Annotated in this window: 10 protein-coding genes and 1 pseudogene; 7 read left to right on the forward strand and 4 right to left on the reverse strand. The window is 61.0% G+C overall.

Going from position 1 to position 13,345, the window contains the following annotated elements:
• Positions 1-177: 177 nt before the first annotated feature.
• Both GV818_RS35070 and GV818_RS20325 read right to left on the reverse strand, forming a co-directional pair.
• Positions 178-459 (reverse strand): annotated as a pseudogene (locus tag GV818_RS35070) (PAS domain-containing protein); the annotation flags it as partial.
• A 157-nt stretch (positions 460-616) separates the two neighbouring features.
• Complete coding sequence (locus GV818_RS20325; protein WP_161756716.1) at positions 617-862, reverse strand: hypothetical protein; 246 nt, start codon at positions 860-862, stop codon at positions 617-619.
• A 222-nt stretch (positions 863-1,084) separates the two neighbouring features.
• On the opposite strand from GV818_RS20325, the gene GV818_RS20330 reads away from it, so the two are divergent.
• The 7 genes from GV818_RS20330 (at position 1,085) to GV818_RS20360 (ending at position 11,023) form a co-directional block, all read left to right on the forward strand.
• Positions 1,085-2,245 carry an efflux RND transporter periplasmic adaptor subunit gene (locus GV818_RS20330; protein WP_161756717.1) on the forward strand — a complete coding sequence of 387 codons (1,161 nt, stop codon included), beginning with the start codon at positions 1,085-1,087 and terminating at the stop codon, positions 2,243-2,245.
• Positions 2,242-5,337: a multidrug efflux RND transporter permease subunit gene (locus GV818_RS20335; protein ID WP_161777356.1), complete on the forward strand. Its 3,096-nt coding sequence runs from the start codon at positions 2,242-2,244 to the stop codon at positions 5,335-5,337. The genes GV818_RS20330 and GV818_RS20335 overlap by 4 nt, the downstream gene beginning before the upstream one ends.
• Before the next feature lie 8 nt (positions 5,338-5,345).
• Entirely contained in the window at positions 5,346-6,023 is a 678-nt protein-coding gene (locus GV818_RS20340) for a heavy metal response regulator transcription factor (RefSeq protein ID WP_161777357.1), read from the forward strand.
• Complete coding sequence (locus tag GV818_RS20345; protein ID WP_161777358.1) at positions 6,013-7,377, forward strand: heavy metal sensor histidine kinase; 1,365 nt, start codon at positions 6,013-6,015, stop codon at positions 7,375-7,377. The genes GV818_RS20340 and GV818_RS20345 overlap by 11 nt, the downstream gene beginning before the upstream one ends.
• 242 nt (positions 7,378-7,619) lie before the next feature.
• Positions 7,620-7,844, forward strand: coding sequence for a hypothetical protein (locus tag GV818_RS20350; protein ID WP_161756721.1), 225 nt, complete (start codon positions 7,620-7,622; stop codon positions 7,842-7,844).
• Between the two features lie 163 nt (positions 7,845-8,007).
• Entirely contained in the window at positions 8,008-9,360 is a 1,353-nt protein-coding gene (locus GV818_RS20355; RefSeq protein ID WP_161756722.1) for an OprD family porin, read from the forward strand.
• 139 nt (positions 9,361-9,499) lie between these two features.
• The gene (locus tag GV818_RS20360; protein ID WP_161777359.1) at positions 9,500-11,023 is read left to right on the forward strand and encodes a sensor domain-containing diguanylate cyclase; all 1,524 of its coding nucleotides are present in this window, start codon (positions 9,500-9,502) and stop codon (positions 11,021-11,023) included.
• A gap of 68 nt (positions 11,024-11,091) precedes the next feature.
• Here the strand turns inward: GV818_RS20360 and lpxC are convergent, their stop codons facing one another.
• Both lpxC and ftsZ read right to left on the reverse strand, forming a co-directional pair.
• A complete protein-coding gene (gene lpxC / locus GV818_RS20365; RefSeq protein WP_011063304.1) occupies positions 11,092-12,003 on the reverse strand; it encodes a UDP-3-O-acyl-N-acetylglucosamine deacetylase in 912 nt (303 codons plus the stop codon).
• A gap of 112 nt (positions 12,004-12,115) precedes the next feature.
• Complete coding sequence (gene ftsZ / locus GV818_RS20370; protein ID WP_161756724.1) at positions 12,116-13,309, reverse strand: cell division protein FtsZ; 1,194 nt, start codon at positions 13,307-13,309, stop codon at positions 12,116-12,118.
• Between the last annotated feature and the right edge of the window lie 36 nt (positions 13,310-13,345).

The raw sequence follows: 13,345 nt of genomic DNA on the forward strand, positions 1-13,345 counted from the left end.
CAGGCGCAGGCGCAGGCCCATGACCGGCAACAGGTTCCACCAGGAGGTCCCGGGAGTGTTCAGTTGGCCGTAGGCCCGTTGCGCCGCCTCGATCTGCTGCTGGGTGGGCTTGGTGCGCACCGACTGGTACTCCACCGCCTGACCGTCGCGGGTCACCGGGGTGACGTAGGCGCTGACCCAATAGTGATCGCCGTTCTTGCAACGGTTTTTCACCAGGCCCATCCACGAGCGGCCGCGCTTGAGGGTGCGCCACATATGGGAAAAAGCCGCGGCCGGCATGTCCGGGTGGCGCATCAAGTTATGCGGCGAGCCCAGCAGCTCCTGCCGGGTGTAGCCGCTGATATTGATGAAATCGGGATTGGCGTAAGTGATCGCGCTGGTCAGATCGGTGGTCGAAAGGATGTTCGCATCAGGGGCAAAGTCCACGTTTCGCCCAGTAACCGGAAGGTTGGTCTTCATGGGAAGCGCGCTCGTATTTGTTGGGAGGAGTCGGCAGGGCTGCTGACTCTAAGCGCACTGATGCTACAAATACTGATCCAGCTCAGGTTTAAAGCAATTAGCCATCATTGCGATTAAAAAGCGCAAATCAGGACTTCGTCTTCGATTGTCGGCGATATCAGCGTTTACCCATGGAGCGACGGGTGCCAGGAGGCGCTGCGCCGGGGGTCTTGGTGTGGCCGTTGCTGGCGCCGTTCTTGTACCAGGGCAACTGGGCGTTTTTCGCGGAGGCGAATTCCGACGGTTTGAAAGGAAACTTGAACGCCGGGATCTCGGCCTTGCCTTCGATTTCAGTGACGGTCGATTCAGCCACAGGATCAGCGCTCAGGGCGTCATCGGCTGAAGGGTGTTCAGGGGAATTCATGGAAACTCCAGGGGGAAAGGAAATCCGGGCCGGGGTACGAGCCACAGTGGCCGGCAGTATACCTGTGTGCCACGGATCTTTAACCTGGGTTACAGCGGCTCATCAGTAGTTTTCTGACAGCGCCGACAGCTGGCAGTCACGCTGCTGACCGGGTTGCCGGGCTATAACTGTCCACAGATCATGGCCATCCTTCCGACACCCTTGCCCCGGCGCTCTCCTCCCATGCCCATTGCCAAGAAAACCGTCGTGACCGCAACCCTGCTTCTGGGCCTCATCGCCGGTGCGGTGTGGCTGCTGAACAAGCCGGCCGCGACCAAGCTGGCCGCTCCCACGGCGATTCCGGTGCGGGTGGTACAAGTGATCCAGCAGGACGTACCGCGCTACACCAGCGGTATCGGCTCGGTGTTGTCGCTGCACAGCGTGATCATTCGCCCCCAAGTGGATGGCATTCTCACCAGGTTACTGGTCAAGGAAGGACAACTGGTCAAGACCGGCGATCTGCTGGCGACCATCGATGACCGCTCGATCCGGGCCAACCTGGATCAGGCTCGGGCCCAACTGGCACAAAACCAGGCCCAGTTGCAGGTGGCGCAGATCAACCTCAAGCGCTACAAGCTGCTGTCGGTGGATGACGGCATCTCGAAGCAGACCTACGACCAGCAAGTGGCACTGGTCAATCAGCTCAACGCCACGGCCCAGGGTAACCAGGCCGCCATCGACGCCGCCCAGGTGCAACTCTCCTACACCCAGATCCGCTCCCCCGTCACGGGCCGGGTGGGGATTCGTAGCGTGGACGAAGGCAATTTCCTGCGCATGACCGATACCCAGGGCCTGTTCTCGGTGACCCAGATCGACCCCATTGCCGTGGAATTTTCCCTGCCCCAGCAAATGCTGCCGACCCTGCAGCAACTGATCCGCGCCCAGGACCCGGCAACGGTCAAGGTCTACCTCGGCGCCGACAGCAACAATGCCGGAGCCTTGCTGGGCAACGGCCACCTGACCCTGATCGACAACCAGATCAACGCCGGCACCGGCACCATCCGCGCCAAGGCGGAATTCGACAACGCCCAACAGAAGCTCTGGCCCGGGCAATTGGTCACGGTAAAGATCCAGACCGCGCTGGATCAGGGCGCCCTGACCGTGCCACCCACGGTGGTCCAACGTGGCCTGGATCAGCACTTCGTGTTCCGGGTCAAAGACCAGCAGGTGGAAACCGTGCCGGTGCAGGTGGTCTATCAGGACAGTGGCCTGAACATCATTTCCGGGGTCCAGGCCGGCGATGTGCTGGTCAGTGATGGCCAGTCGCGGCTCAAGCCCGGCTCCCAGGTCCAGGTGCTGAGTGACCCGCCACAAGTGGTGCAGGCCGAGGAGCCAACGCCATGAAGGGCCGGGGTTCCCTATCCGCTTGGTGCATCGACCATCCGGTCGCCACCGTCCTGCTGACCTTCGCCCTGGTGCTGCTGGGCGCCATCGCCTTTCCGCGTCTGCCGGTGGCGCCCTTGCCAGAGGCCGAGTTCCCGACCATCCAGGTCTCGGCCTCCCTGCCCGGGGCCAGCCCGGACACCATGGCCTCTTCGGTGGCCACGCCCCTGGAAGTGCAGTTCAGTGCCATTCCCGGCATGACCCAGATGACCTCCAGCAGCGCCCTGGGCTCATCTCTGCTGACCCTGCAGTTCACCCTGAACAAGAGCATCGACACCGCTGCCCAGGAAGTCCAGGCGGCGATCAACACCGCTGCCGGCAAGCTGCCCAAGGACATGCCCACGCTGCCCACTTGGAAGAAGGTCAACCCGGCGGACAGCCCGGTGCTGATCCTCAGCATCAGTTCGACGCAGATGCCCGGCACCGAGCTGAGCGACTACGCGGAAACCCTGCTGGCCCGACAGATCAGCCAGATCGACGGCGTCGGCCAGATCAACATTACCGGCCAGCAGCGACCGGCGATCCGGGTCCAGGCCTCGGCGGACAAGCTGGCGGCCATCGGCCTGACCTTGGCCGATATTCGCCTGGCGATCCAGCAGACCAGCCTCAATCTGGCCAAGGGCGCGCTGTACGGCGAGTCGAGCATCTCGACCCTGTCCACCAACGACCAGTTGTTCCACCCCGAGGAATACGGCCAGTTGATCGTCTCCTACAAGGACGGCGCGCCGGTGCACTTGCAAGACGTGGCACGAGTGGTCAACGGCTCCGAAGACGCCTACGTCCAGGCCTGGTCCGGTAACCAGCCCGGGGTCAACCTGGTGATCTCGCGCCAGCCGGGGGCCAACATCGTCGATACGGTGGACCGGATCCAGGCCGCCCTGCCGGGCCTGGAGGCAATGCTCCCGGCCTCGGTACAGGTCCAGGTGCTGGTGGACCGCACCCAGACCATCCGTGCCTCGCTGCACGAAGTGGAAATAACCCTGCTGATCGCTGTGCTGCTGGTGGTGGCGGTAATGGCGCTGTTTCTGCGCCAGTGGTCGGCAACCATGATTGTCTCCGCGGTGCTGGGGGTGTCCCTGACCGCCAGCTTCGCCCTGATGTATGTGATGGGCTTCAGCCTGAACAACCTGACCCTGGTGGCCATCGTCATCGCCGTGGGGTTTGTGGTGGACGATGCCATCGTCGTGGTGGAGAACATCCACCGCCACCTGGAGGCCGGCGACGGCATGCGCGAGGCCGCGATCAAGGGTGCCGGGGAGATCGGCTTCACCGTGGTATCGATCAGTTTCTCGCTGGTGGCGGCGTTCATTCCCCTGCTGTTCATGGGGGGCGTGGTGGGCCGGCTGTTCAAGGAGTTCGCCCTGACCGCAACCTCGACCATCATGATTTCGGTGGTGGTCTCACTGACCCTGGCGCCGACCCTGGCAGCACTGTTCATGCGGGTGCCAGTCCATCCAGAACACGCCAAACCGGGCTTCGGCGAGCGCCTGCTGGCCCTCTACGAGCGCGGCCTGCGCAAAGCCCTGGCCCATCAGAAACTGATGCTGGGAATATTCGCCCTGACCCTGAGCATGGCCGTAGCGGGCTATATCCTGATTCCCAAGGGCTTCTTCCCGATTCAGGACACCGGCTTCGTGCTCGGCACCACCGAAGCGGCGGCGGACATCTCCTACCCGGACATGGTGAAGAAGCACCAGGCGCTGGCCGAGATCGTCGCCGCCGATCCAGCGGTGCAGGCCTTCTCTCATTCAGTGGGGGTTTCCGGCAGCAACCAGACCATCGCCAACGGCCGCTTCTGGATCTCGCTGAAAAATCGTGGCGACCGGGACGTCTCGGCCAGCGCCTTTATCGACCGCATCCGCCCGCAACTGATGAAGGTGCCCGGCATCGTTCTCTACCTGCGGGCCGGCCAGGACATCAACCTCAGCTCTGGCCCCAGCCGTGCCCAGTACCAGTACGTGCTGAAAAGCAACGACGGCCCGACCCTGAGCACCTGGACCCAGCGCCTGACCGAAAAGCTACGCAGCAACCCGGCCTTCCGCGATATTTCCAACGACCTGCAACTGGGGGGCAGCATCACTCACATCAACATCGACCGAGTCGCCGCTGCCCGTTTCGGCCTGACCGCCAGCGATGTCGACGAAGCGCTGTACGACGCCTTCGGCCAACGTCAGATCAACGAGTTCCAGACCGAGATCAACCAGTACAACGTGATCCTCGAACTCGACACCCAGCAACGGGGCAAGGCCGAAAGCCTCAACTATTTCTACCTGCGCTCGCCGCTGACCGGGGAAATGGTCCCGTTGTCGGCCCTGGCGCGTTTCGATGCCCCCACCATCGGCCCGCTGTCGATCGCCCACGACGGTATGTTCCCGGCAGCCAACCTGTCGTTCAACCTGGCTCCGGGCGTAGCCCTGGGCGATGCGGTGATCATGCTCAACCAGGCCAAGAGCGAGATCGGCATGCCGGCGGCCATCAGTGGCAACTTCCAGGGCGCGGCCCAGGCCTTCCAGAGTTCCCTGGCCAGCCAGCCGTACCTGATCCTTGCCGCGCTGGTGGCGGTCTACATCATTCTCGGGGTGCTGTACGAAAGCTTCGTGCATCCGCTGACGATCATTTCCACCCTGCCCTCGGCGGGGCTCGGCGCCTTGCTCATGCTCTGGCTCTGCGGCCAGGATTTTTCCATCATGGCGCTGATTGGCCTGGTGCTGCTGATCGGCATCGTCAAGAAGAACGGCATTCTGATGATCGACTTCGCCCTGGAGGCCCAGCGCAACCGCGGCCTGCCCCCGGAAGAGGCGATCTACCAGGCCTGCATCACCCGGTTCCGGCCGATCATCATGACCACCCTCGCCGCCTTGCTGGGCGCGCTGCCGCTGATGCTCGGCTACGGCACCGGCGCCGAGCTGCGCCAACCCCTGGGCATCGCCGTGGTCGGCGGCTTGCTGGTCAGCCAGGCACTGACGCTGTTCACCACGCCGGTCATATACTTGTGGCTTGAGCGGCTGTTCCACCGGCCCCAGCCGGCCCTTTCGCCGGCCACCCATACCTGAGGCGGGTCATGCGCGTTCTGATAATCGAAGACGAAGAAAAAACCGCGGACTACCTGCATCGCGGACTGACCGAACAAGGCTACACCGTGGATCTGGCCCGGGACGGCGTCGAAGGCCTGCACCTGGCCCTGGAAAGCGACTACGCGGTGATTGTGCTCGACGTAATGCTACCGGGCCTGGACGGCTTTGGCGTGCTGCGGGCGTTGCGCGCACGCAAGCAGACCCCGGTCATCATGCTCACCGCACGCGAGCGGGTCGAAGACCGGATCAAGGGCCTGCGCGATGGCGCCGACGATTACCTGGGCAAGCCCTTTTCCTTCCTCGAACTGGTCGCCCGGCTGCAAGCCCTGACGCGCCGCAGCGGCGGCCACGAACCCGTGCAGATCAGCATCGCCGACCTGTGGATCGACCTGATCAGCCGCAAGGCCAGCCGCGCCGGCAGCCGCCTCGACCTGACCGCCAAGGAGTTTTCCCTGCTCAGCGTACTGGCTCGGCGCCAGGGCGAGATCCTGTCCAAGACCGCGATTGCCGAGATGGTCTGGGACATCAATTTCGACAGCGACGCAAATGTCGTCGAAGTGGCGATCAAGCGCCTGCGGGCCAAGCTCGACGGGCCTTTCGAGCAGAAGCTGCTGCACACCATCCGCGGCATGGGCTATGTGCTGGAGAATCGCAGTGCCGAGTAACTCCATCGCCCTGCGCCTGAGCGGGCTGTTCACCCTGGTGGCGCTGTTGATCTTCCTGCTGATTGGCGGGGCGCTGTATCAGCAAGTGGACAAGGGCCTGGGGCTGTTGCCGGAAGCCGAACTGGATGCGCGCTACAGCGTGCTGGAGTCGGCCCTGACCCGCTACGGCAACCTCGAGCACTGGGCCAAGATCACCAGCAAGCTCAAGTTGCTGAGCGAAGAAGACAAACGCATCCGCTTCTGGGCGGTGAGTGGTGATGCGAATTATGAGTACGGCAACCCCGACCCGCAGATCCGCCAACTTGCCCAAGGCCCACTGGGCATGCGCGACCTGACCCTGAGCGATCACCCCTACCCGTTGAAGGTCCTGGTCAGTCAGCTATCGGCCAAGGAGCAGCGGCCTGCCCTGCGCTTCCTGATTGCCATCGACACCGATGCCTTCCATCAGACCCAGCATCAGCTGCTGATGGCCCTGATCGGCCTGGCCATCGTCGGCGTATTGCTGGCCTCAGCCCTGGGTTACTGGGTGGCGCGGATCGGTCTCAAGCCACTGATCAAGCTGTCCCAGGAAGCCCAGCGCCTGGCACCGCCACGACTCTCGGGGCGCCTGCAACTGTCGCCCCTGCCACCGGAATTGAGCCAGTTCGTCAACTCCTTCAACTCCACCCTGGAGCGGGTCGAGCAGGCTTACTCACGCCTGGAATCCTTCAACGCCGACGTCGCCCATGAACTGCGCTCGCCACTGACCAACCTGATCGGCCAGACCCAGGTGGCACTGACCCGGGGACGCTCGGCGGAGCATTACTTCGAAGTGCTGCAATCCAACCTCGAAGAGCTCGAGCGGTTGCGCTCGATCATCAATGACATGCTGTTCCTCGCCAGCGCCGACCAAGGCAGCAAGGCCACCAAGCTCACCAGCACCTCCCTGGCACTGGAAGTCGCGACGACCCTGGACTATCTGGACTTCATCCTTGAAGACGCCCAAGTCAGGGTCGAGGTCCAGGGCGATGCCCAGGTGCGGATCGAGATTGCCCATCTGCGTCGGGCGCTGATCAATCTGCTGAGCAATGCCGTGCAGCACACGGCGGCAGGAGAGGTGATCCAGGTCCGCATCGAGGTTCACCAGGAGCAAGTGGCAATAGCCGTGAGCAATCCGGGCCAGAGCATCGCCAGTGAACACCTGCCCCGATTGTTCGAGCGCTTCTACCGGGTCGATGCCTCGCGCAGTAACAGTGGCGCCAACCACGGCCTGGGGCTGGCCATCGTCAAGGCCATCGCCTTGATGCACGGTGGCGATGTCTTCGTGCGCAGCGAGCAGGGCATCAATACCTTCGGCCTGTACCTGCCTCTCTGACTCGGGATTCTCGGATTCTCGGATTCTCGGATTCTGTAGGAGCCGGCTTGCCGGCGAAGGCGTCAACACATCCGGTGCAAGACGATATGGCGCGTTCGCTGGCAAGCCAGCTCCTACAAGACAGCGCCAACTGTTGTTTTTTCTGTAACAGTCCTTATCCTGTTCGGCTCTTTTTCCAGCAGCCTCGTGGTTATATTTTTGTCGCACCGAATTGAACTTGCTCTGCAAGAAGGTCTTCAGAAATGTCCAACAGTATGGGTATTGCCAGCGCCTTTGTTTTGTCCTCCCTGTTCGTGGCGCCAATGGCCATGGCCGAAGAATCCCAGGGATTCGTGGCGAGAAATGCCGCACGCGCCGCCGCCTTCGAACAAGCACAGATCGCCCAGGCCACCCAGCAGCAAAACAGTCAGCAAGCCCAGAAGATCACTGCCGAGCACAGCAAGACGGATGCTCAGAAAGACAGTTGATCCGCGATACCGACTCGTTTCCCTCGACAACTTCTCTGCTTTCAACCCTGGAGCAAGTTGTCTTAAAGCCGCTGACTTCAGCGGCTTTTTTTTGCCGTGGAGAAACCCTCGGCAAATTCGTCATGCATAGAACAAGCAACAACCGAATTCACAATAAAAAATCATGTTCATTCACCAAAGGAGCTACACGTTGTTCAGGACCTCACTGAAAATCAGTCCACTGTTCATTGCAATCGCTGCAACGATCCCTTCATTGGGCCAAGCCGCCGAGGAGGCCAATGCCGAGGGTTTCGTCGCCGGTTCGAGCCTCAAGCTCAATGCCCGCAACTACTACATGAATCGCAACCGGCACCAGCAAGCCGATGACAACATCGAGTGGGGCCAGGGTTTCCTCGGTGTCTTCGAGTCCGGCTACACCCAGGGCACCGTGGGATTCGGCCTGGATGCCAACGCCATGCTCGGCCTCAAGCTGGACGGCGGAGGCGGCACCACCAAATCGAGCATCCTGCCCCTCAGCGAGGATGGCCAGCACAAGGCGCCCGGCTCGTTCTCCACCGCCGGTGCCACCTTGAAGATGCGAGCCTTCGATACCGAACTCAAAGCCGGCGATCTGTTTCTCAACAACCCGGTGATCGCCGGGGGCATGAGCCGCATGCTGCCGCAGACCTTCCGTGGCGTCAGCCTGACCAACCACAGCTTCGACGGCTGGTTGATCGAAGGCGGCCAGGCCAGCTTCACCAAGCCCTACAACCAGAGCGGTCACAAGCGCATCGGCACCTCCTACGGCAACCTGCAAAAAGGTGACGAAAGCCTGCACCTGAATTGGACCGGGGTGGCCTGGAGCGGTGTTCCGGGCCTGACCAGCAGCCTTTATGCCTCCGAGCTCAAGGACATCTGGAACCAGTACTACTACGACCTGGACTACACCTACGCGCTCAACGATCTGGTCAGCCTCAATCCGGGCCTGCACTTCTATCACACCCAGGACACTGGCCAGGCGCTGCTGGGCAACATCGACAACAACACCTACAGCCTGCACTTCACCGTGGGCGTGGGCAGCCACAGCGTCACTGCGGCCTACCAGCGGGTCAACGGCAACACGCCGTTCGACTACATCGCCCAGGGCGACAGCATCTACCTGGATAACTCCCAGCAGTACTCGGACTTCAACGGCCCCAACGAGCGCTCCTGGAAGCTCAAGTACGCCTACGATTTTGCCGGCGTCGGCCTGCCGGGCCTGACCTCGGCACTCTCTTACTCCCGGGGCGAGTTGGACCTGACCAAGGTCGATCCGGCCAGCCGCGGCTATGCCAACTGGTACAGCGCCGACGGCAAGAACGCCAAACACTGGGAACGCGACCTGGATCTCAAGTACGTGGTGCAAGGCGGCACGGCCAAGGATCTGGCAGTACGCCTGCAGTGGGCCACCAACCGTGGCGGCAACGGTTACGGCGTCGTGGACAACGACACCGATGAATATCGGGTGATCATCGACTACCCGATCAATGTGTTCTAAACCGCGATGAATGAAAGGCCAGCAGGTTTTGCTGGCCTTTTTGTTATCTGGGATTTATACAGGCGCGAAGGCGTGACCAATTTCTGTAGCCCACGTCCACACTAGCCTTGAAAACGTCGACGTAGCAGAAATCAGAACCATGAGCGTGAGCAGTGCGACACCCCGCACAGGGAAAACCGCGTCAAATTCGATACGATTATTGATCCTGGCCAGCACGCTGATCGTCGCGGCCATTCTCAGCATCGTCACCTACCTGTTGATCCGTGAACACGCCGCCGCCGAGCAGGCGGCGACCCGTGCCGCGAGCAACATCGTGCAACTGATCGATGCCGACGTATTGCGCAACGTAGAACTCTACGATCTGTCGCTCAAAGGCCTGATCAGCGCAGCACAGCGCAGCGACCTGAGGGGCATCTCCGCACCCATTCGCCATCTGACGCTCTTCGACCGCGCTACCGCTGCGCCCTACAAAGGCGACATCCTGCTGCTGGATAAACACGGTGATGTGCTCGCCGACTCGGCATCGGTGGTGCCGCGCACCGGCAATTTCGCTGATCGCCAGTACTTTCAATCCCATGTCGACAATCCCGACCCTGGAATGATGATCAGCCCTCCGTTTCGCGCCCGTACTGCCGAACAGGACTGGCGCATCAGCTTCAGCCGCCGACTCAGCGGCGAAAACGGCGAGTTCATCGGCGTGGCCGAGGCGGCCATGCGCTTGAGCTATTTCAACCAACTGTTCAAGAGTCTCGACATCGGCCGCAACGGCACGATCAATCTGATCAGCCGCGACGGCATTCTGTTGGCTCAGCAGCCGCCCCTGGCAGACGACCTGATTGGCAAGGACTTCAGCCAGCGTCCCAACTTCATGCGCATTCTGCGTGAAGGCAATGGCAGCTTCAGTAGCATCTCCAGCGTTGACCAGACTCAGCGGCTGTACACTTTTTCCCAGGTCGGCGACCTACCGCTGATCGTGATTGTCGCGCTGTCCACCGATGAGGTCTTCAGTGCATGGCAGCGCACCGCACTGCTGATCAGCGGTGCCACCGGGGTGCTGTGCATCGCCCTGCTCTGGCTGACCTGGCTATTGTGCCGCGAACTGCGGCGCCGGCAGAGTGCCGAGCAGAAATTGGCGCGCCTGGCCGCCATCGATGCCCTCACCGGCCTGGCCAATCGCCGTACCCTGGACCAGACCCTAAACAGTGAATGGGCTCGGGCTCGGCGCTCATTCCAGCCGCTGTCGCTGCTGATGATCGATATCGATCACTTCAAGGCCTTCAACGACCGCTTTGGCCACCCGCTGGGGGACCAGGCATTGCGTGTGGTAGCGCAGAACATTGGCGCTTGCACGGGACGTCCAACGGACCTTGCGGCCCGCTACGGTGGCGAAGAGTTTGCAGTGATTCTTCCCGGCACCGATACCGCCGGCGCTTCAGTGCTCGCCGAGAAGATCCGTGCCCGCATCGAAGCCTTGCCGGCGGTCAGCGAACAGGCCTCACCCTTGACAGTGAGCATCGGCATCAACACTTGGTCGGGCAATCCCGACATCAGTCTCGACGAATGGATCAGCAACGCCGACAAGGCGCTGTATCAGGCCAAGTACAGCGGTCGTAACCGGGTGGTTTCCAATATGTCCCAGAGCGCCGCCAAGCGCAGCGCCTGATTCTTGCGGCATAAAAAAAGGCCATCCGGGGGGATGGCCTTCAAAAACAAAAGGAAAGAGAGAGTAACTTACACGGCCGCAACGGGACGCATGTAAGAGATCGGTGCAGTGCTGGCGTCTTCGAAGGTCACGACTTCCCAGGCATCTTTCTGCTCAATCAACTTGCGCAGGAGCTGGTTGTTCAGTGCGTGGCCCGACTTGAAGCCTTTGAACTCACCTATCAGGCTGTTGCCCAGCAGGTAGAGGTCACCAATTGCATCCAGGATCTTGTGCTTGACGAATTCGTCTTCGTAGCGAAGACCGTCTTCATTCAGTACGCCATCCGAATCGACCACAATGGCGTTTTCCACGCTGCCACCGAGTGCGAGGTTGTGCTTGCGCAGGTACTCGATATCACTCATGAAACCAAAGGTACGGGCGCGACTGACTTCTTTTACAAACGAAGTACTGGAGAAGTCCACGCTTGCGCTTTGGGTGCGGTCACGGAAAACCGGGTGATCGAAATCGATCTCGAAGCTCACTTTAAAACCATCGAAAGGCACGAAAGTGGCGCGCTTGTCGCCGTCTTCCACGGTCACTTCACGAAGGATGCGGATGAACTTTTTAGCTGCGTCCTGTTCTTCGAGGCCAGCAGATTGAATCAGGAATACGAAGGGTCCGGCGCTACCATCCATGATCGGGACTTCAGACGCGGAGAGCTCGACGTAGGCGTTATCGATGCCCAGGCCAGCCATGGCCGAGAGCAAGTGCTCCACCGTGTCTACTTTGACGTCACCGTTGACCAACGTGGTCGACATCGTGGTTTCGCCAACATTTTCCGCGCGAGCAGGAATCTGCACCACAGGGTCCAGGTCGGCACGACAAAACACAATGCCGGTGTCGACAGGCGCAGGCTTGAGGGTCAGGTAAACCTTCTCCCCGGAATGCAGGCCTACACCTGTGGCACGGATAATATTCTTCAGGGTGCGTTGTTTAATCATGGCTTGGGCCGCTTCAGCGCAAATTGCGAACTGGTATCAACAAAGGCTGGCGATAATAGCAGACCATGCCTTTGCTGAACACCAATCACCCTAATACCCCTGATACATTCCATCAATCGGCCTGGCGACGCAGGAATGCCGGGATGTCCAGGTAGTCCAGATCATCTTGCGGATTCAGCTTCGCCGCGGTCGCCGCGTTCGACTGTGCTTGATTGCGCATCACGGTCGGACGATCCAGGTCACGGTAGTTCACCGACGGCAGTTCCTGACGAGCAGTAACTGGCGCTTGCGACTGCGCGGACATGGAGGTCTGAACGGTGTTGTCGATGACCTTTACAGGCTTCTCGATTTTCGCGCCCAGGCCGGTGGCCACTACGGTTACATGCAACTCGTCACGCATATCCGGATCGATAACGGTACCGACCTTGACCATGGCGTGCTCGGAAGCGAAGGCTTCGATGATGCTACCCACGTCGGAGTACTCACCCAAGGACAGGTCAGGACCGGCGGTGATGTTCACCAGGATGCCGCGTGCACCTTCCAGGTTCACGTCTTCCAGCAACGGGTTGCGGATCGCCGCTTCAGTGGCTTCACGCGCACGGTTCGGACCGCTGGCGCAGCCAGTGCCCATCATCGCCATGCCCATTTCGCTCATCACGGTACGTACGTCGGCAAAGTCGACGTTGATCATGCCCGGACGCTTGATGATGTCGGAAATACCGCGAACGGCACCGGCCAACACGTCGTCTGCCTTGGCGAAAGCCGACAGCAGGCTGGCGTCCTTGCCGAGGATGGTCAGCAGCTTCTCGTTGGGAATGGTGATCAACGAGTCGACGCTTTCGCTCAGCGCGCGAATGCCTTCATCGGCAATCTGCATGCGCTTGCGGCCTTCGAACGGGAACGGACGAGTCACCACCGCAACGGTGAGGATCCCCATTTCCTTGGCCACTTCAGCAATGATTGGCGCCGCACCGGTACCGGTACCGCCACCCATGCCAGTGGTGATGAACACCATGTTGGTGCCCGCCAGAACCTCGGCAATACGCTCGCGGTCTTCCAGCGCGGCCTGACGGCCGACTTCAGGATTGGCACCCGCACCCAGGCCCTTGGTCACACCGGTGCCCAGTTGCAGGATGGTTTTCGCACCAATGCTTTTCAGTGCTTGAGCATCCGTGTTGGCGCAGATGAACTCGACGCCTTCGATGTTGCTCTTGACCATGTGATTGACTGCGTTGCCGCCGCCACCGCCAACACCGATAACCTTGATTACCGGACTTTGCGGGATGTTGTCTACGAGTTCGAACATTTTCCCTCTCCTTTCATTTCTCTAGTTTTTCGCCTA

It is taken from the genome of Pseudomonas sp. Fl4BN1, assembly GCF_009908285.1.
GTDB lineage: Bacteria > Pseudomonadota > Gammaproteobacteria > Pseudomonadales > Pseudomonadaceae > Aquipseudomonas.